Here is a 19,118-nt window from a genome sequence, read left to right on the forward strand (position 1 = left end):
CCGAACAGCCTCAGTCGCTGCCTTTGCGCAGCGCCTCGGTGAGGACGCGCGCTGCGTTGCAAACCACTTCCGCGTGCAGCCGGCCCGGCTGGCGGGTGAGGCGCTCGATCGGCCCCGAAATGGAAACGGCGGCGATGACCCGTCCGGACGGTCCGCGCACCGGCGCCGAAACTGAGGCGACCCCCGGCTCGCGTTCACCGAGGCTCTGGGCCCAGCCCCGGCGTCGTACTCCGGCCAGCACCGTGGGGGTGAAACGCGCATTCTGCAGGCCGTCCAGCAGGCGGTCGTGATCCTCCCAGGCGAGCAGCACCTGCGCCGCGGAGCCGGCCTTCATGGATAGCTGGGTGCCGACGGGAATCGTGTCCCGCAGGCCAATGGGGCGTTCCGCGGACGCGACGCACACACGCCAGTCGCCCTGGCGGCGGAAGATCTGGGCGCTTTCGCCGGTGGCGTCGCGCAACTGGATAAGCACGGGGCCGGCGGACGCAATCAGCCGGTCCTCGCCCGCGGCCGACGCCAGCTCCACGAGGCGGCTGCCAAGGACGAAGCGGCCCTGGATGTCGCGGCTGACCAGGCGGTGATGGACAAGGGCCAATGCCAGGCGGTGCACGGTGGGCCGGGCGAGGCCTGTGGCGGCCACCAGTTGCGCCAGCGAGGTAGGTCCGGCCTCAAGAGCGTCCAGCACCTGGGCCGCTTTATCAATGACACCGACTCCACTAGAATTGTCCATGTACTGATATTGCCGTCTCAATATCTGAGATGCAAGTTGTTTCGCTGGCGCACTTTGCGGCGCTCATGTTCAGTGGATGTAGACAATCCAACCGCAGTGAAGGGAGCAGGCCGTGGGGAAAACACTGGCCGAGAAAGTTTGGGACGCGCATGTGGTGCGCAAGGGCGACGGCGAAGGAGCCAACGCCCAGCCGGACCTTCTGTTCATCGACCTGCACCTCGTGCATGAAGTGACGTCCCCGCAGGCATTCGAAGGCCTGCGCCTGGCCGGGCGCCAGCTGCGCCGCCCGGACCTCACCATCGCCACCGAGGACCACAACACCCCCACGCTGGAAATCGACAAGCCGATCGCGGACCTCACCAGCCGCACCCAGATCGAGACCCTGCGCGCCAACTGCAAGGAGTTCGGGGTCCGCCTGCACTCGCTGGGCGACAAGGAACAGGGCATCGTGCACGTTGTCGGCCCCCAGCTCGGTCTGACGCAGCCCGGCATGACCGTGGTCTGCGGCGACTCGCACACTTCCACCCACGGCGCCTTCGGTGCGCTGGCCATGGGCATCGGCACCTCCGAAGTGGAGCACGTCATGGCCACCCAGACGCTTTCCCTGAAGCCGTTCAAGACCATGGCCATCAACGTTGAGGGCACGCTCCGCCCGGGCGTCAGCGCCAAGGACATCATCCTGGCCGTGATTGCCAAGATCGGCACCGGCGGCGGCCAGGGCTACGTCCTGGAATACCGTGGATCCGCCATCCGGGCGCTGTCCATGGAAGCCCGCATGACCATCTGCAACATGTCCATCGAGGCCGGTGCCCGCGCCGGCATGGTCGCTCCGGACGGGACCACCTACGAATACATGAAGGGCCGGCCGCACGCTCCCGAAGGAGCAGACTGGGATGCCGCCGTCGAATACTGGAACACCCTGCACACCGACGCCGACGCAACGTTCGACGTCGAGGTGGACCTCGACGCCGACACCTTGGAGCCGTTCGTGACCTGGGGAACCAACCCGGGCCAGGGCGTCTCGCTCAACGACGCCGTGCCGTCGCCCGAGGACTTCGGCGACGAGAACGCCAAACTGGCCGCCGAGCGCGCCCTGCAGTATATGGGCCTGGAAGCCGGCACCCCCATGAAGGACATCCGCGTGGATACCGTCTTCCTGGGTTCGTGCACCAACTCCCGCATCGAGGACCTGCGGGCCGCAGCCGACGTGATCCGCGGCCGGGCGAAAGACCCGAATGTGCGCATGCTGGTGGTTCCGGGTTCCGCCCGTGTCCGCCTGGAGGCCGAAGCCGAGGGCCTGGACAAGGTGTTCAAGGAATTCGGCGCGGAATGGCGCTTCGCCGGCTGCTCGATGTGCCTCGGCATGAACCCGGACCAGCTGGCACCGGGGGAGCGCTGCGCCTCCACCTCGAACCGCAACTTCGAAGGCCGCCAGGGCAAGGGCGGCCGCACCCACCTCGTCTCGCCGGTGGTGGCCGCAGCGACCGCAGTGCGCGGCACGCTCAGCTCGCCTTCTGACCTGGAATCCGTCTCCGTCGCCACCGGCGACGCCGCCTAGGAGGACCCCTTGGAAAAGTTCACCACCCACACCGGCATCGGTGTCCCCCTGCGCCAGAGCAATGTGGACACGGACCAGATCATCCCCGCCGTCTACCTGAAGCGCATCACCCGCACAGGCTTCGAGGACGCCCTCTTTGCCGGCTGGCGCAAGGATGAATCCTTCATCTTGAACCAGGAACCGTTCAACGCCGGCTCCGTGCTGGTGGCCGGGCCCGACTTCGGCACCGGTTCCTCCCGCGAACACGCCGTCTGGGCGCTGAAGGACTACGGCTTCAAAGCCGTACTTTCCTCCCGCTTCGCCGACATCTTCCGCGGTAACTCCGGCAAGCAGGGTCTCCTGGCCGCACAGGTGGCTCAGGACGACATCGAGCTCATCTGGAAGGTGCTGGAAACCAACCCCGGCACCGAGGTCAAGGTGGACCTGGTTTCCAAGACGGTGGAATGCGGCAACGTCGTGGCACCCTTCGACATCGACGACTACACGCGCTGGCGCCTGCTGGAAGGCCTGGATGACATCGGCCTGACCCTGCAGCACGAAGAGGACATCACGGCGTACGAAGCCACGCGTCCCTCCTTCAAGCCGAAGACCCTGCCTGCGCGCAGCTGACGCCGTTTCAAAAGGGAACGCCGCCGTCGAATAAACCATTCGACGGCGGCGTTCTTGCTACCCGCGTTAGTCCTTCCGGATTACCGGACGACGGACACGGTGGGCGAGGAGGTCTTGGCTGCCGCTGTGTATCCGGTTTTGCGCCCGGTGACGCGCACGGTGATGGGTTTGCCGGCGTCGCTGGCGGTGAGTTTGTAGCTCGTGGCGGTTGCTGCGGTGATAGGTGTGCCTGACCTGTACCACTGGTAGCTCAGGGTCACGGGTGCGGGGGACCAGGTTCCGGGGACGGCGGTGAGGGTGTAGCCGACCTTGGTGGTTCCACTGATCGTCGGCATTGGTGCCACCGTCAAGGGCAGGTCCGGAGCCGTTGCTGACACGGTGAGTGTGGCGAGGTCTTGGAAGCTGCTGGTGTTGTTGCCGAGTGTGTCGCGCAGCGGGTAGAGGGTTATGGTCCAGGATCCGGTGGCCGAGCCTTGGGGGATCGTGATGGATCGTTCCCAGGTTCCGTCCTGGGCGGTGCCTGAGACCAGGGTCATGCTTCCGAAGCCTTGGGTTTGACCGCTCTGGTCGTGGCTGGCGATCAGGGTGGGTGCCTGGGTGCCGGTCTGGTCGGTGAGCCGGACGCTTACTTTGGCGGTTGCCGGGCCTGTGGCGATGTCCAGTGCTTGCGGTGTCACGCTCGAGGAAGCTAGGACGGGCGCAGCGGTGTCCGAGACGGCCCCAGTGATGTTGAGTGTGGCGAGGTCTTTGAAGCCTGTTGTGTTGTTTCCGAGGGTGTCGCGCAAGGGGTAGAGGGTCACGGTCCAGGTTCCTGTGGCCGAGCCTTCGGGGATCGTGATTGATCGTTCCCAGATTCCGTCCTGGACGGTGCCCGAGACCAAGGTCATGCCTCCGAAGCCTTGGGTTTGGCCGCTTTCGTCGTGGCTGGTGATCAGGGTGGGTGCTTGGGTGCCGGTCTGGTCGGTGAGCCGGACAGTTACCTTGGCGGTTGCCGGGCCTGTGGCGATGTCCAGTGATTGCGGTGTCACGCTCGAGGAAACCAGCACCGGACCGGCGACGTCAGAAACTGCGCCAATGACGGTGAGTGTGGCGAGGTATTGGAAGCTGCTGGAGTTGTTGCCGAGTGTGTCGCGCAAGGGGTAGAGGGTCACGGTCCAGGCTCCTGTGGCCGAGCCTTCGGGGATCGTGATTGATCGTTCCCAGATTCCGTCCTGGACGGTGCCCGAGACCAAGGTCATGCTTCCGAAGCCTTGGGTTTGGCCGCTTTCGTCGTGGCTGGCGATCAGGGTGGGTGCTTGAGTGCCGGTCTGGTCGGTTAGCCGGACAGTTACCTTGGCGGTTGTCGGGCCTGTGGCGATGTCCAGTGATTGCGGTGTCACGCTCGAGGAAACCAGCACCGGTGCCGAGATGTCCGACGCCGCAAAAGTTGTCTGCGGCGCTGCCAACGACAACATACTTAAAGCCGCTGCTGCGACGGTCACCTTTGCGAGCTGTGCTTTGAATCTTGGATTCTTGAAAATCAAGTGGTGCCCCCAGTTCATGCGGTCAATGACCGCGCATTCCGTGTCCGCGAACGGCGGACTTCGTGATTCTAGCGGCCGAAAGCCTTGGGCTGGCACCGGATTCGCAGCGAGTAGGTCTCGGCGCATGCGGTGTACAAGTGACCATGCAAATTCCGGTTGCGGAACGGCCCTCTGTTAAGGTTCTTCAATGCACAAAAACCTGATGATCTACGGCAGCAGTGTGTCCAGGGATCCGTTCGAAGACCTTGGTTCCGATTACGCATTGCTCGCCTACATTGCTCGTCAGTCCATGATCAGTGCCCTTTCACGGCCCACCGCCCTTCTCACCGAAGAGACGCTTGGCTCGGCACTCCAGAACCGCTCCCTCAACGGAGACCTGAAATCCAATCTCCTGCCAACACTTCAGCGCTACGCACCCGAAGCCGATCTGCTGGTTATTGATCTGACAGATGAGAGGCTGGGGGTGATACGCCTCCCTGACGGGAACTATGTGACCCGTTCCCCGGAGCTCATGAAGTCCCCCCTGCCTGCGGGAATCGCAGGAAAAGCTCGACGAATCGCTCCAGCAACCGAGGAGCACTGGACCCTGTGGGAGTCCGCTGCGAACCGCCTTTTCGGCTCCCTCACGGCCATGGGGCTGCGTGACAAGACCCTCGTCCTGAACACCCCGTGGGCGCGGGTGACGGAGCACGGGGAAGCTGTTCCGCCCTTCCGGGACAGCGCCCAGGACGTTGAACTGAACGCCTATCTCGCCGAATGCTGTGCACACATCCGGAGCCTCGGATACACGGTTGCGACGCTCCCGCCGGAACTGCGGGTTTCCGAATCCAGCCACAAATGGGGCCCGTCCCCGTACCATTTCGGATCCGCCGCGAGGCAGTGGATTGCCGGGCAGATGGCGTCAGCGGCCGCCGGCGTCGCAGTCGCATAACAGGGTTGCTTCCAGGGGACAGGAGACCCGGGCCCGGCGCCCGCCGCATTTCAGATCATTAACCCCAGCTTCTATGCTTAGCTTGAGCCCTCGGCAGTATGGGGGCATCAACTCGTGAGGAAACGGTATAGATGAGCAGTGTCCTGACAATCCGCGGCGGTGTGCCGCTGGCCGGCCGGGTTACCGTCCGTGGCGCGAAGAACCTGGTGCCCAAGGCGATGGTCGCGTCCTTGCTGGGAAGCGAGCCTTCGGTGCTCCGCAATGTCCCGGAAATCAAGGACGTCGAAGTTGTCACCAGCCTGCTGAAACTCCACGGCGTGACCGTGGAAAAGGATCCTGTCACGGGCGACCTGACCCTGGACCCCAAGGACGCCAAGACTGCGTCCAGCACGGCGATCGACGCCCATGCCGGGGACTCGCGCATCCCGATCCTGCTCTGCGGCCCGCTGATCCACGCGATCGGCGAGGCGTTTATCCCGGACCTCGGCGGCTGCAAGATCGGGGACCGTCCCATCGACTTCCACCTGAACGTGCTGCGCCAGTTCGGTGCCGTGGTGGAAAAGCGCCCCGGCGGCATCCACATTTCCGCGCCCAAGGGCCTGCAAGGTGCCAAGATCTCCCTGCCCTATCCGTCCGTCGGCGCCACGGAGCAGGTGCTGCTCAGCGCCACCCGCGCGGAGGGCATCACGGAACTCAGCGGCGCGGCCACTGAACCCGAGGTCATCGACCTCATCGCCGTGCTCCAGAAGATGGGCGCCATCATCAGCGTCCAGACGGATCGCACCATCCGGATCGAGGGCGTCAAGGATCTGGGCGGCTACGACCACCGCGCCCTGGCGGACCGCAACGAGGCTGCGTCCTGGGCCTCGGCGGCACTGGTGACCCGCGGCGACATCTTCGTCGAAGGCGCATCCCAGCGCGACATGATGACCTTCCTCAACACCTACCGCAAGGTGGGCGGCGGCATGGATATTCGCGAGGACGGCATCCGTTTCTACCACCCGGGCGGCAAGCTGAGCCCGCTGGTCCTGGAAACCGATGTGCACCCGGGCTTCATGACCGACTGGCAGCAGCCGCTCGTGGTCGCCCTGACCCAGGCCGAAGGCGTCTCGATCGTCCACGAAACCGTGTATGAAAACCGCTTCGGCTTCACGGAAGCACTGAGCCGCATGGGCGCCACTATCCAAGTGCACCGCGAATGCCTGGGCAGCGTCCCGTGCCGCTTCGGCCAGCGAAACTTCCTGCATTCGGCTGTGATCTCCGGCCCCACGCCCCTGAAGGGCACCGATATCGACATCCCCGACCTCCGCGGCGGATTCAGCCACCTCATCGCCGCCCTGGCGGCAACCGGAACCTCCCGCGTCACCGGCATTGACATCATCAACCGCGGCTACGAGCGCTTCACCGAAAAGCTCGCCGGCCTCGGCGCAGATTTCGACATCACCGAATCCAAGTAAGCGGGGGACCCTTTGAAGGAACCGGCCAAGAGCCGTGCCACGTTCGTGCTCCTCGCGGGGATTGCACGGCCGTTGATGAACATCCTGATGGCCAAGAAATGGGAAGGCGCGGGGAAGCTTCCCAAGGGCGGCTTCATCGCCGCGCCCAACCATTGCACCGAGATCGATCCCATCGTGATCGGGCACATGCTGTACAACCAGAAGCGGCCCCCGCACTTCCTCGCCAAGGCAGGGTTGTTCAAGGCACCGGTTCTCGGTTCCCTCCTGCGCGCCACCCGCCAGATTCCGGTGGAACGCTCGACGGCGGGTGCGAACCGCTCGCTGCAGGCAGCCCAGGAGGTGGTGGACGCCGGCGGTGCCATCATCATCTACCCCGAAGGCACCCTGACACGCGATCCCGGACTGTGGCCGATGAAGGGCCACACCGGCGCCGCGCGGCTGGCCATCCAGACTGGCGCCCCGGTGGTTCCCATGGCGCACTGGGGAGCCCACGAAGTCTTCCCGCGGTATGCCAAGCGCTTCCATATCTTCCCGCGGAAGACGTCCCGTGTACTGGTCGGTGAGCCGCTGGACCTCAGCAGCTTCGCTGACCGGCCGTTGGACCGGACCACGCTGAACGAGGCCACCGAGCTGATCATGGACGCCATTACCGCGCTCCTGGCCGAACTCCGCGGCGAAGAACCCCCGGCCGTACGCTGGGATCCCGCGGCGAACAACCAGTCCAAACAGGGCCGCTTCCAGGCCCGCGGCACCGAAAAGCCCAGCAGCACGGCGAAGCCCAGCAGCACGGCGAAGCCCAGCAGCACGGCGAAGCCCACCAGCACAGCGAAGCCCAAAAGTACGGCGAAGGGGGAGCTGAAGTGACTGAGGCCGGCACCGACTGGGAACCCGCGGTAGTCGCCGTCCTGGGCGCCGGCTCCTGGGGGACCACCTTCGCCAAGGTCCTCGCCGATGCCGCCACGGCCGCCGGGAAGGAACGGAGCATCCGGATCTGGGGACGCCGCCCCGAGGTGGTGGAGCAGATCAACACCCTGCACCTCAACGAGCAATACCTGAAGGACACTCCGCTGCCGGCCGCGATCTCCTCCTCGACCGACGTCGCCGAGGTCCTGGACGGCGCGGAACTGGTGATCCTCGCAGTCCCCGCGCAATCACTGCGCCCCCAGCTCAAGGAATGGAAGGAACTCGTGGCGCCGGGCGCCGTCGTGGTTTCCCTCATGAAGGGCTTGGAACTGGGCACGGATTCGCGCATGAGCCAGGTGATCGCCGAGGAACTGGAGATCCCGGAAGGCCGCGTGGCCGTGGTCTCCGGACCCAACCTGGCGATGGAGATCGCCCGCCAGGAGCCCACGGCGTCCGTGGTGGCGTGCAGTGACGAGGACACGGCCGCGGCGATCGCGCACTGCTGCACCGCCCCGTACTTCCGCCCCTACACCAGCACCGACGTCGTCGGCGTGGAGATCGGCGGGATCGTGAAGAACGTGATCGCCCTCGCCGTCGGCATCTGCGAAGGCAAACAGATGGGCGACAACACGAAGGCCTCGGTCATCACCCGCGGCCTTGCAGAGACCTCCCGCCTGGCCCTCGCCCTCGGCGGCGATGTCCACACAATGGCCGGGCTCGCCGGGCTGGGCGACCTTGTGGCCACCTGCTCGTCACCGCTGTCCCGCAACCACACGGCGGGCCGGTTGCTCGGCGAAGGGCTGACCCTGGACGAGGTCACCGCCAAGATGACCCAAACGGCGGAGGGCATAAAATCCGGGTACGCTGTCAACGAGCTGGCCGTCAGTCTCGGCGTCGAAATGCCGATCACGGCGGCCGTGGTGGCCGTGCTGGAAGGCAAACTTTCCGTTGATGAACTCGGGCCCCGGCTCCTTGCCCGCTCCCTGAAGTCCGAAGGCGATTACTGACTGTGACCGAAAAGAACCAGACGACCGGAACCCCCGACGGCGGCCGCCGGCCGCGCGTCGCCGTACTGTTCGGCGGCCGCTCCAGCGAGCACGCCGTCAGCTGCGTGACGGCAGCAGGAGTGATGGGGGCGATCGACAAGAGCAAGTACGACGTCGTCCCGATCGGGATCGCGAAGACCGGCCAGTGGGTTCTTCCCAGCGGGGATCCGAGCCAGTGGTCGCTGAGCTCGGCGGAACTGCCGGAAGTCGCGCCCTCGGGCAAGACCGTGACCCTCGCCGAAATTGGTGGCACCCACCAGCTGGTGGTCACTGAACCTAATGCCGTCCCGCAGGAACTCGGCTCCGTGGACGTCGTCTTCCCGCTGCTACACGGACCGTGGGGCGAGGACGGAACCATCCAGGGCCTGCTGGAACTTTCGGACACCCGCTACGTGGGCGCCGGCGTGCTGGCTTCCGCCGTCGGCATGGACAAGCACTTCATGAAGGTGGTCTTCGAAGCCGCCGGGCTGAAGGTTGGGCCCTACGTGGCGGTCACCGACCGCGAATGGAGCAACGACGCCGAAGCCGTCCGCAAGCGGGTTGACCGCCTGGGCTACCCGGTGTTCGTGAAGCCGGCCCGCGCCGGATCCTCGATGGGGATTTCCAAGGTGGACTCGCTCGACGGGCTCGACGCCGCCATTGAAGAAGCCCGCCGCCACGACCTCAAGCTCGTGATCGAAGCAGGAATCACCGGCCGCGAGATCGAATGTGCCGTCCTCGAGGGTCGCGGCACGGACGCGCCGCGGACCTCCATGCCGGGCGAAATCGCCGTCACCTCCGGTGGGCACGAGTTCTACGACTTCGCCGCCAAGTACGTCGAGGACGGTGCCGCCGCACTGAGCTGCCCGGCGGACATGCCGGAGGAAGCGATCGCCCGCGTCCGCGAGCTCGCCGCCGCCGCGTTCGACGCCGTCGGTGCCGAGGGGCTGAGCCGGGTGGACTTCTTCTACACCCCGGATGGCGAATTGATCATCAACGAAATCAACACCATGCCCGGGTTCACGCCCAAGAGCATGTACCCGCAGATGTGGGCGGCCTCCGGCCTTCCGTACCCGGAGCTGATCGACGAGCTGATCCACCTCGCGCTGAACCGCAAGACCGGCCTGCGCTAGCGGACGGGGCTGCTGTCGCCGTCGGGGAATCCCGACGGCGGCAGCGCGTCACTTGCTCTTCGGCAGGTTCTGCAGGTCTTCCTGTCCCACGCAATGGCGGACGGCTTTGATCTTGCCGGCCGCCTGGGACAAGTCCGCCAGCACCGTGGCGGAGCTGATGACGTTCGGGTCCATGAGGATTTCCGTGGCGGGCTCCCTGCCGTAGGTGGTCAGGGTCCACACGGGGTTGCCTTCCTTGATCACCCAGTCGACGTCATTGACGCTGACGCAGCGGTCCGTGGTGGGGCCGGGAACATTCACGCCGCAGCGCAGGACCACCTGGGACGGTTCGCCCCAGGCCGCGGTCGCCTGGCTGTTTGTCTTGCGCAGTTTGGCGTCTCCGATCGCGTCCGGCAGCGCCACCATCATCGGTGCGCAACCCGGATTGGCTGCGTCGGCCGCCGCCTTGACGTCCACGGCGGGCGCGCAGGCGGTGAGGGCCAGCAGGGATGCGGCTGCCGCAAGCGCCGCAGCCTTCGGAAGGGATCGTTGCGCGGACGGAAAATTCACCCCTCAAGCCTACGTGGCCACCGGTCACGCGGGCGAACCTGAGGAAAGGCTGGATGGGCTTTCCTGCCGGTCGTGGGATGATGGCGTGAACGGTTTTGCCATGGGGACAAAGGAACACAAGGATGCACAACGACGAAATGCTGCCCGAAGCAACGCAGGAAGAACCGGCGCCGCGGAAGAAATCGCATGTAGCCCGCAACGTCCTGCTCGGCTTCCTGGCGGTGGTCCTGGTAGCGGGAGCGGTCAGCGGCTTCTATCTGTACAACTTGGCCAACAGCTTCAACACGAAGACCCAGAAGATCGAGCACGCCTTCCCCGAAGAGTCCACCCGGCCCACCAAGCCCGCCCTGCCCAACGGCGGTGAGGCGACGAACATCCTGGTGCTGGGCAGCGACTCCCGGTCCGCCACCGTGGACACCGCCAAAGAGGGCGCCCCCTCGGACCAGCGCTCTGATTCCATGATGCTGGTCCACATCCCCGCGGACCGGAAAAACATCTTCATCACCTCGATCATGCGTGACACCTGGGTGGACATCCCCGGCCACGGCAGCGCCAAGATCAACGCGGCCATGGCCTTCGGCGGCATCCCCCTGGTGGTGCAGACCGTTGAAGGCATCCTGGACACTCGCATCGACCATGTGGCCGTGATCGACTTCGAAGGCTTCAAGTCCATGACGGACGCGCTGGGCGGGGTGGAAGTCAACGTGCCCATCGCCTTCAGCGCCCGGGACTTCGACTTCGCCAAGGGCAAGCAGGTGCTGAGCGGGGACAAGGCCCTGGTCTTCGTCCGTGAACGCTATGCCTTCCCCGACGGCGACTATCAGCGCGTGAAGAACCAGCAGCTCTTCCTCAAGGCACTGTTGGGCAAGTTCCTGACCACCGAAACCCTGACCGATCCGGGCAAGATCAGCGCGGTGGTTGACGAAGTATCTCCTTATGTGTCGGTGGACCAGACCCTGGACGCCGTCGCGGTGGGCCAGCTCGCCCTCGAACTGCGCAACGTCCGCTCCGGCGACGTGCAGAGCTTCACCCTGCCCAACAGTGGCACCGGCTGGTCCGCCGACGGGCAGTCGATCGTGGTGGCGGACCAGGCAGCCATCGACGCCCTGAAAAGGGCCCTGAAAGAGGACAAAGTGGGCGATTACCTTAAAGCCGAGGGCATCGCCAATTAGTCCAGAACAAGGACTTCGATGACGCGCGGCGGCCCGGAGTGAATTATGCTGGGCAGGACGTTAATTGACTGGACGTACGGAACTTTTTTGACTAACAGGCTGGGTGGGCTGTGGGCCGCACTTGCGGAAGGCAGGCACCGGCGCAATCGCTGCGGGGGGCAACGATGAGGAAGTATCGCAAAGCGGTGGGCGGGGGCGCCGCAGCGTTCGCGTTTGCATTGGCGCTCGGCGTTCCAGTGGCCGGGGCGCACGCGGACGAGACGGCTCCCGCAAGTGATCCGGTGGTTGTGGAGCCGGTCCCGGTTGATCCCCTTCCGGAAGAGTCACCCCTGGATCCCATCCCTGAGGAGCCAGTGGATCCGGCACCCGTCGACCCGGCTCCCGAGGAGCCAGTGGATCCGGCGCCCGTTGACCCGGCTCCTGAAGCGCCGCTCGAACCCTTACCGGAGCAACCTATCGGGCAGCCCGAGGGGACGCCCCCTCCGGCGCCACAGCCTCCGTCAGTGTCTGGAACGGGCCCGGCGCCCGCTCCGGTGTTCGCCCCGTTGCCTGCTTCTTCCTCGCCAACATCTGGTTTTCAAGAACTGATCCAGGAACTGGCTCCTGTGGTGCCCGCCCCGAAGGATCTGCCGGGACCGTCTGCACCAGCCAGCACGACGCCCGAGGCCAAGGTTCCGGTGCCGACGGCAGCCGCCTCGGTACCTCTGCCGGAACCGGTTGCAAAGACCATCGATTCGGTGGTGTCGGTGGCTACCGGCAGTCCTCTGTACGTGCAGGTCATCACCGTTTTCGCCCTGCTGGCGGCCGGATTCCTCTACTTCCGGTTTATCGGCTCTAAAGCCCGTCGATCGCTGGTCCGGAGTCATAAGTAAGCCCGATGCAGACAACCTCACAACCGGGCGTTGGGAAGCAGCGCTGCAAGGACGCGCCGCGCCTGACGCTCGTCACCCACTCCTACTGGCCTGAGAGCAGTCCGCCCCAGCGGCGCTGGAGCGCCTTCGTCAAGGAATTCGCCGACGCCGGCTGGGACGTCGACGTCGTCGCCCCCGTCGCGCACACCCCGCACGGACGCCGGGAGCTTCCCCGGAAAGAGGCCGGCTGGCCAATGCGCAGCCAAGAGGGCCCCAACTCGGAGCTGATTGTTCGCGTTCCCTACCTGCGGCACGGTGCCTCCCACCTCGCCCGTTTCCTGGACCAATGCTATTCGGCGGCGCTGTCGGTGCCGCTCGGCTTGCTGACCCGGCGGCCCGACGTCGTCATCGTCACCGCGCCCAGCCTGCCCACCCTCGGCGCCGGCTACGCCCTCTCCAGGCTCCGGCGGGTGCCCCTCATCGTCGAGATGCGGGACGCCTGGCCGGACCTGGCCCGCGACGCGCGCCTCGTCCAAGGCAAGGTCAAGAGCCTGGCCGAGCACGCCGTCGAATTCGTGCAGCGCCGGGCGGACCTGGTGGTCACCGTCACCGAAGGCTTCGCCGCAACCCTCAGGGCCCGGGGATTGGCGAAGGTCGCCACCGTGAGCAACGGTGTGCGGCTGGATCAAATCCCCACGCTGGACCCCCCGGCACTGGAGCGGGACACCTTCGAGGTGCTCTACCTGGGCAACCATGGCAGGAGCCAGAAACTCGACATCGCCATCCGGGCCAGCGCCCTGGTGGGCGGTTCCATGCACCTGCACATGGTGGGCAGCGGCGTGAAGCGCCGGGAACTGGAGCAACTGGCCCGCGAACTGGACGCGCCGGTCACGTTCCACGATCCGATGCACGGCAAGGATGTCCTGGAACGGTACGCTTCCGCGGACACCTGCCTTGTCTCCCTCAGGGACGACTGGAAGTCCTTCGAGACCACCGTGCCGTCCAAGACCTACGAAGTGCTCGCCGTCGGCCGGCACGTTACAGCGGTGGTCCGCGGCGAGGCCGCCCGCATCATCGAAGACGCTGGTGCGGGGGACATCGTGGCAAGCAGCCCCGAGGCCCTGGCCGCACTGTGGACCTCCCTCGCGAAGGACCGAGGCAGACTGATCCGCAACGGCGACGGCCGGCAATGGGTCAAGGAGCACGCCGACTTCCCCTACCTCGCGGCACGCTACATGGAATTAATCGAAGGCGTCCTGGCCACCTCTGGGGCGCGGCGCCGGTGAAAGAACTGCTGAACAACCTCCGCCTCGCCGCAAGGACCGCGCGCGAGCACCTGGCGGACGACCCCGCCCTGCTGGCCCTTCAGGTCTCCCGGCGCATGCCCTCGTCCCTGGTGCGCGGGCTGTCCAAAGCTGTGACCCGGGCTGCGGGCCCGGGATCGTCCCGGGGGCCCGTGCTGCTGGCCGGGCTGATGGCCGGCGAGGACCAGGACGTGGTCCGGCGGCTTGAGGCCGCCCGTGAACGCGGCAGGCTGTCCGCCGAACACAGCCGGGTGATGGCCGACGTCGCGCTGGTCGCCAACCGGCCCGATCTCGCGGATTCCTTCCTCCGCCATTCGAGCGGCGCCCGCCGCGACCGTGCCGTCCGGGCACGCCGTTTCTGGTACGACGGCGAGCCGGGTTCCGCCGTCGGGATCCTGGAAGGCGCCACCAGCGGGGCCGAACGCCGGCAGGGCCGGCGGCTCGCCGCGGAATTGCGGCTGCTCGAGGGGTGGGCGCCCACGCTCGCGCCTGTACCGTATGAGGCGCACCCGCGCCGCGTGCTCCATGTCCTGACGAATTCGCTGCCGCACACCGCCAGTGGCTACGCCCAACGCTCGCATTCGGTCCTCCTGGCCCAGAAGGACGCCGGGTGGGACACCATGGCCGTCACCAGGGTGGGCTACCCCGTGCAGGTCGGCAAGCTCGCGGCCCGCCACCGCGATGTGGTGGACGGGATCACCTACCAGCGGCTGCTGCCGCCGCGCCTGGCGCCCACCATCGACGGCCGTCTGCAGCAGCAGGCCGAGGCCTTGCTGGATGTCGCCCTCGAATTCCGGCCGGCCGTGTTGCACACCACCACTCACTACGTGAACGCCCTGGTCACCCGCGCGGTGGCCGAAGCCCTCGGCATCCCCTGGGTCTACGAGGTGCGGGGCCAGCTCGCCGACACCTGGGCGTCCACCCGGGGTCCGGAAGCCAAGCAAAGCCAGCGCTACCGGCTGTTCCAGGAACGCGAAGCCGAAGCCATGCGGTCTGCGGACCTGGTGGTGACCCTGGGCGCAGCGATGAAGGGGAACATCGTGTCCGCCGGGGTGCCGGGGGAGAAGGTGCTCGTCGCCCCGAACGCCGTGGGCGGCGGCTTCCTGGAGGAACCGCGGACGGCCGCGGACGCCAGGCGGCAGCTCAGCCTCGACCCGGAGTCTTTGCACATCGGGACGGTCAGCAGCCTGGTGGCCTACGAAGGCATTGACGACCTGGTCGCCGCGTTTGCGCTGCTCGCGCCCCGGCATCCGCAGCTGAAGCTGCTGGTAGTGGGCGACGGCGTGGCGCTGCCGGCACTGCGCGAACAGGTACGCACCGCCGGGCTGGAACACCGGACGGTGTTCACCGGAAGGGTCCCGCGGGACCGGGCGCAGCTCTACCACCAGGCCCTGGATGTGTTCCTAGTCCCGCGGAAGGACCTGTCCGTCGCGCGGGACGTGACACCATTGAAGCCGGTGGAGGCCATGGCCAGCGCCCGGCCCGTGGTGGCCAGCCGGCTTCCGGCCCTGGCCGAGATCGTCGAAGACGGCGTAACGGGCCTGCTGGCATCAGCCGGGGACCCGGAAGATCTGGCCGCGCGGATCGCAGACCTTCTCGGTTCACAGGACCTGCGGGAAAAGCTCGGCGCCGCCGGGCGCAAGACCGTCCTGGAGACCAGGACCTGGAGGGCAAACCACCTCCGATTCGTCGAGACAACTGAGAGCCTAGGATGGTCCATATGAATTCTCGCGGACATACGCTTCCTGAGCCGGACGTTGTTGAAACTAGAGTGAGCCTGCGCACGCTCAGTGAGGTCGGCGGGAGGCCGACATTCATCGACTATCTCGTGCGGCTCTGGGATTACCGCCACTTTGTATTTTTCGATGCGAGGGCACGTGTCATGCATAGCCATGTTCAGGATCGGTTGGGCAGCCTTTGGCTGATCTTGAACCCGCTACTTTCTGGCGCCACTTATTACTTCGTTTTTGGGGTCATGCTTGGAACCGGAAAAGGCATTGAGAATTTTGTGGCATACCTCTTGATTGGTGTGTATCTCTTCAACTTCAGTACGAGGACGATCAACGCGGCCTCCCGTTCGATCAGCGGCAACCTGCGGATTCTTCGAGCTTTTCCTTTTCCACGGGCGGTGCTTCCTTTGGCGAGCAACTTGCGCGAAGCCATGTCGATGGTTCCGGGGATGCTGGTGGTCCTCTTACTTATCGTTGCTTTCCCTCCTGCTGAAGTGATATCAGAGAAGTGGCTTCTGCTAGTACCGATCCTTGTGCTCCAAACGACTTTTCACTTGGGCGTTTCTCTTATCCTCGCGAGAATTGTCTCTTTCGCGCGGGATGTCACGCACCTGGTCGCCTTCGCCATGCGGGTCTGGCTATATATTTCTGCGGTCTTCTTTTCTCCGGATAGGTTCGCTGATCATCCGATAATAAAGACAATTCTTGAGATTAACCCGATGTTTCGCGTGTTGGACATGGCCCGCGATTGCCTCATCTACAATCGCCTGCCGGCTACGCAGTCCTGGTTAATACTCGCGCTGTGGTCCCTGGTGACCCTGATCATGGGTCTCGTGTTCTTCTGGCGGGGTGAGGAATCCTATGGACGCGACTAACCAATTCGTTTCTGACCCGGCAGTGGTTATCGATAACGTCAGCATGACTTACAAGGTAGCCACGAATGAATCGAACCCCTCGGGGGACCCTGCATGGTCAAAGTTGATAAAGCGGCTCACTCCCGGGCAGCGGATGGCCACGGTTCACGCCTTGAAGCCGATGTCCATGGTGGCCTCACATGGTGAAACGATCGGCGTTATCGGTAGAAATGGATCGGGTAAAAGCACTCTGATGCGGCTAATCGGAGGGAACGAGCGGCCAACCACAGGCTCAGTCCTTGCTACGAATACGCCCGTTGCGCTGGGTGTAAGTGCTGCCCTTATGCCTGATCTCCCGGGCGAGGAGAACATTCATCTTGGCTGCTTGGCAATGGGCCTTACACCTACGCAGGTAGTCGCCAAGTATGACCAGATCGTGGAACTTTCAGGTCTTGGAAGCGCGATACACCTTCCTATGAAGTCCTATTCTTCGGGAATGTCTTCGCGTCTGCGGTTCGCTATCGCAACCGCCATCGATCCGGAGATTCTCATTCTGGATGAGGCGCTCAATACAGGTGACGCCGAGTTCAGCCAACGGACCAAAGCAAGGATGACTGAACTTCGAAAGCAAGCGGGCTGCGTGTTCTTAGTTAGTCATGCCATGGAGTCAATCAGAGACTTGTGCAATCGCGTGATTTGGCTCGATAAGGGAGATTTCCTCCATGACGGCGAACCGGAAGCCGTGATCAAACTGTATGAGCGCTTTATCGAACAATTGCGCAGGGGAGATCTTGCCGGCGCCGACAAAACGAAACGCGCTGCTCGTCGTGAGATGCAGGCTGTTGAGATCCAAGAGTCGGAGCGCGGGCGCAGGAGCATCCGTTGAGGGAAGGGCTCAGCCTCGCAGACATTAGGACTGCAGTTTGGCATTTAAGACGAGGCGGTCCAAGGCAGTTCCAAGAATGGCGCCGCCGAAATTCAGCTGTACGACTGATGCCAAAGGTCAAGAAGAATCGACGTCGGCAGCCAGACGGCCGGTCCCTCCCTTTGTATTCCGGTCGCCCGCGCAGGCCGGAACTTCGTGTAGCCCAGATTCTTGATGCCTTTTCGGAAGCAGCATTTGCCCCGGAATGGCAGGGCGTTCCGCTGTTGCCGGGAACATGGAAGGAAGAGCTGGACGCTAAGCGACCTGACTTGTTGTTTGTCGAGTCCGCGTGGGCAGGGAACGACGGCCAGTGGCGCCACAAGCTCCTGGGGTCGAAGGGCCCGAGCGAGGACGTTCAGCGCCTCGTTGAATACTGCCGCGAAGCCGACATACCAACCGTGTTCTGGAACAAGGAAGACCCGCCACATTTCGAAGACTTCCTGCCGCTCGCCCGCCTATTCGATACCGTCTACACTAGCGACTCAAGAATGCTTCCCAGATACAGAGAAGCATTAGGGCACGACAACGTTCACGTGCTGCCTTTCGCTGCACAGAGCAAGATCCACAATCCTGTGAGGCCGCGCCGAGGGTGGCGGCAGTACGGTCCGGCCTTTGCCGGTATGTACTTTGCCCATAAGTATCCCGAGCGGCAGGCGCAGATGGATTTTCTTTTGCGGGGTGCCGCAAAGGCCGGGGAGCGTTTCGGGAAGCCGCTGTCGATCTACTCTCGGATGGCAGGAAAAGATCCTCAGTATCAGTTCCCTGCCCCACTGGATAAATACGTCGTTGGCAGTCTCGACTATTCAGATATGGTCGCAGCCTACAAGAAGCACAGCGTGTTCCTAAACGTAAACTCCGTTGTCGACTCGCCGAGCATGTGTGCGCGCCGCATCTTCGAGCTTCTCGCTTCCGGTGTTCCGGTTGTCAGTGCACCGAGCAGAGCGCTGCCAGAGTTCTTTTCTGACGATGAACTTCTAGTCGTAGATTCGCAAGAAGCTGCTGAGTGGGCAGTGTCAGCAATACTTAAGAACGACGAGCTGAGTGACCGCCTGGTACACAAGGCCCAGCGACGGATCTGGAAGCAGCATAGTTACTCCAAACGCGCATCGACTATTCTCGAAGATTCAGGAGTACACGATAGTGCGCTAGGCACGAGACAGCTGGTTAGTTGCTTGGTCTCGACCAACCGACCCCATCAGGTATCGCACGTTCTCGATCAGTTCGCCGGGCAGAACTATCAGGACAAGGAATTGATGCTTCTCCTTCACGGGGAGGGCTTCGATGTGCAGCAAGTTGAGGAACTGATCGAGACCAAGGGCATCACGCAGTTCCGGATCCTCCGTGCACCTGAAGAGAAGTCGCTGGGCGAATGCCTCAACTTATTAGTCAGTTCGAGCCAGGGAACAATTTTGGCGAAGATTGACGATGACGACTTCTACGGTCAGTACTACCTCTCTGACATGCTCTCGTCGCTCGAGTTTTCGGACGCTGACATCGTAGGAAAAGCCTCCCATTACATGTATTTGAAAGAGCGCGAAATTCTCCTTCACCGCTTTGCGGAAAAGGAGCATCGGTTTGTTCACCAAGTCATGGGGCCGACAATTGTTGGCAAGCGTGAGACTTTTGAGCGAAATGTGTTTCCGGAACTCGCGCGCGGCGAGGACACTGCATTTCTGCGTAGGGTCAGCGAGTCTGGAGGGTCGATCTATTCCGCGGACCGCTTCAACTTCATTCAAATGAGAGGGAGCGGATCCCACACTTGGAACTTTACGGAACTTGAGGCGTTGGCTACAGGGGTAATACAATTTTACGGCGACCCCGCCAGGCACGTGTTCTTGTAGAAGGCTGGATTCTAGGAAGATTA

At 64.1% G+C, this 19,118-nt stretch carries 17 protein-coding genes; 14 read left to right on the forward strand and 3 right to left on the reverse strand.

The window, feature by feature from the left end:
* Window positions 1–10 precede the first annotated feature (10 nt).
* The gene (locus BLP88_RS13725; protein WP_074590050.1) at window positions 11–730 is read right to left on the reverse strand and encodes an IclR family transcriptional regulator; all 720 of its coding nucleotides are present in this window, start codon (window positions 728–730) and stop codon (window positions 11–13) included.
* Between the two features lie 112 nt (window positions 731–842).
* Between BLP88_RS13725 and leuC the strand changes: the two genes are divergently transcribed.
* Both leuC and leuD read left to right on the forward strand, forming a co-directional pair.
* Window positions 843–2,288 carry a 3-isopropylmalate dehydratase large subunit gene (leuC, locus tag BLP88_RS13730; RefSeq protein WP_074590052.1) on the forward strand — a complete coding sequence of 482 codons (1,446 nt, stop codon included), beginning with the start codon at window positions 843–845 and terminating at the stop codon, window positions 2,286–2,288.
* Window positions 2,289–2,297: 9 nt separating this feature from the next.
* Window positions 2,298–2,897, forward strand: a complete 600-nt coding sequence (gene leuD / locus BLP88_RS13735) for a 3-isopropylmalate dehydratase small subunit (RefSeq protein ID WP_074590054.1) — start codon at window positions 2,298–2,300, stop codon at window positions 2,895–2,897.
* Window positions 2,898–2,977: 80 nt separating this feature from the next.
* On the opposite strand, the gene BLP88_RS13740 is transcribed toward leuD, so the two are convergent.
* On the reverse strand, window positions 2,978–4,342 hold the full coding sequence (locus tag BLP88_RS13740) for a hypothetical protein (RefSeq protein WP_175453564.1): 1,365 nt from the start codon (window positions 4,340–4,342) through the stop codon (window positions 2,978–2,980).
* Window positions 4,343–4,607: 265 nt separating this feature from the next.
* On the opposite strand from BLP88_RS13740, the gene BLP88_RS13745 reads away from it, so the two are divergent.
* The 5 genes from BLP88_RS13745 (at window position 4,608) to BLP88_RS13765 (ending at window position 9,869) form a co-directional block, all read left to right on the forward strand.
* Window positions 4,608–5,351, forward strand: a complete 744-nt coding sequence (locus tag BLP88_RS13745) for a DUF6270 domain-containing protein (RefSeq protein ID WP_074590057.1) — start codon at window positions 4,608–4,610, stop codon at window positions 5,349–5,351.
* A 131-nt stretch (window positions 5,352–5,482) separates the two neighbouring features.
* The gene (gene murA, locus BLP88_RS13750) at window positions 5,483–6,808 is read left to right on the forward strand and encodes a UDP-N-acetylglucosamine 1-carboxyvinyltransferase (RefSeq protein WP_074590059.1); all 1,326 of its coding nucleotides are present in this window, start codon (window positions 5,483–5,485) and stop codon (window positions 6,806–6,808) included.
* 12 nt (window positions 6,809–6,820) lie between these two features.
* The gene (locus BLP88_RS13755) at window positions 6,821–7,672 is read left to right on the forward strand and encodes a lysophospholipid acyltransferase family protein (RefSeq protein ID WP_084111209.1); all 852 of its coding nucleotides are present in this window, start codon (window positions 6,821–6,823) and stop codon (window positions 7,670–7,672) included.
* Window positions 7,669–8,718, forward strand: a complete 1,050-nt coding sequence (locus BLP88_RS13760) for an NAD(P)H-dependent glycerol-3-phosphate dehydrogenase (protein ID WP_074590061.1) — start codon at window positions 7,669–7,671, stop codon at window positions 8,716–8,718. Before BLP88_RS13755 ends, BLP88_RS13760 begins: the two co-directional genes overlap by 4 nt.
* Window positions 8,719–8,720: 2 nt before the next feature.
* Window positions 8,721–9,869, forward strand: coding sequence for a D-alanine--D-alanine ligase family protein (locus tag BLP88_RS13765; protein ID WP_074590063.1), 1,149 nt, complete (start codon window positions 8,721–8,723; stop codon window positions 9,867–9,869).
* Between the two features lie 48 nt (window positions 9,870–9,917).
* On the opposite strand, the gene BLP88_RS13770 is transcribed toward BLP88_RS13765, so the two are convergent.
* Window positions 9,918–10,418 carry a DUF3515 domain-containing protein gene (locus tag BLP88_RS13770; protein WP_074590065.1) on the reverse strand — a complete coding sequence of 167 codons (501 nt, stop codon included), beginning with the start codon at window positions 10,416–10,418 and terminating at the stop codon, window positions 9,918–9,920.
* Window positions 10,419–10,540: 122 nt separating this feature from the next.
* Between BLP88_RS13770 and BLP88_RS13775 the strand changes: the two genes are divergently transcribed.
* The 7 genes from BLP88_RS13775 (at window position 10,541) to BLP88_RS13805 (ending at window position 19,095) form a co-directional block, all read left to right on the forward strand.
* Window positions 10,541–11,590 (forward strand): LCP family protein, encoded by a 1,050-nt coding sequence (locus tag BLP88_RS13775; RefSeq protein WP_074590067.1) that lies wholly within the window; start codon window positions 10,541–10,543, stop codon window positions 11,588–11,590.
* 533 nt (window positions 11,591–12,123) lie between these two features.
* A complete protein-coding gene (locus BLP88_RS13780) occupies window positions 12,124–12,462 on the forward strand; it encodes a hypothetical protein (RefSeq protein WP_175453565.1) in 339 nt (112 codons plus the stop codon).
* Window positions 12,463–12,467: 5 nt separating this feature from the next.
* Complete coding sequence (locus tag BLP88_RS13785; RefSeq protein WP_074590071.1) at window positions 12,468–13,727, forward strand: glycosyltransferase family 4 protein; 1,260 nt, start codon at window positions 12,468–12,470, stop codon at window positions 13,725–13,727.
* Window positions 13,724–15,469, forward strand: a complete 1,746-nt coding sequence (locus tag BLP88_RS13790) for a glycosyltransferase family 4 protein (RefSeq protein ID WP_074590073.1) — start codon at window positions 13,724–13,726, stop codon at window positions 15,467–15,469. The genes BLP88_RS13785 and BLP88_RS13790 overlap by 4 nt, the downstream gene beginning before the upstream one ends.
* A 47-nt stretch (window positions 15,470–15,516) precedes the next feature.
* Window positions 15,517–16,350 carry an ABC transporter permease gene (locus BLP88_RS13795; protein ID WP_245679872.1) on the forward strand — a complete coding sequence of 278 codons (834 nt, stop codon included), beginning with the start codon at window positions 15,517–15,519 and terminating at the stop codon, window positions 16,348–16,350.
* Window positions 16,337–17,215, forward strand: coding sequence for an ABC transporter ATP-binding protein (locus tag BLP88_RS13800; protein ID WP_074590076.1), 879 nt, complete (start codon window positions 16,337–16,339; stop codon window positions 17,213–17,215). Before BLP88_RS13795 ends, BLP88_RS13800 begins: the two co-directional genes overlap by 14 nt.
* 107 nt (window positions 17,216–17,322) lie before the next feature.
* Complete coding sequence (locus BLP88_RS13805) at window positions 17,323–19,095, forward strand: glycosyltransferase family protein (RefSeq protein WP_084111212.1); 1,773 nt, start codon at window positions 17,323–17,325, stop codon at window positions 19,093–19,095.
* The last annotated feature ends 23 nt before the right edge of the window (window positions 19,096–19,118 follow it).

The organism is Arthrobacter cupressi (assembly GCF_900099975.1).
GTDB classification, from domain to species: Bacteria; Actinomycetota; Actinomycetes; order Actinomycetales; family Micrococcaceae; genus Arthrobacter; species Arthrobacter cupressi.

Coding starts and splice junctions, on each gene's coding strand:
- BLP88_RS13725 (WP_074590050.1), bottom strand. CDS start 730: ATGGACAATTCTAGTGGAGTCGGTGTCATTGATAAAGCGGCCCAGGTG.
- BLP88_RS13745 (WP_074590057.1), top strand. CDS start 4,608: ATGCACAAAAACCTGATGATCTACGGCAGCAGTGTGTCCAGGGATCCG.
- murA (WP_074590059.1), top strand. CDS start 5,483: ATGAGCAGTGTCCTGACAATCCGCGGCGGTGTGCCGCTGGCCGGCCGG.
- BLP88_RS13775 (WP_074590067.1), top strand. CDS start 10,541: ATGCACAACGACGAAATGCTGCCCGAAGCAACGCAGGAAGAACCGGCG.
- BLP88_RS13785 (WP_074590071.1), top strand. CDS start 12,468: ATGCAGACAACCTCACAACCGGGCGTTGGGAAGCAGCGCTGCAAGGAC.
- BLP88_RS13800 (WP_074590076.1), top strand. CDS start 16,337: ATGGACGCGACTAACCAATTCGTTTCTGACCCGGCAGTGGTTATCGAT.
- BLP88_RS13805 (WP_084111212.1), top strand. CDS start 17,323: ATGCCAAAGGTCAAGAAGAATCGACGTCGGCAGCCAGACGGCCGGTCC.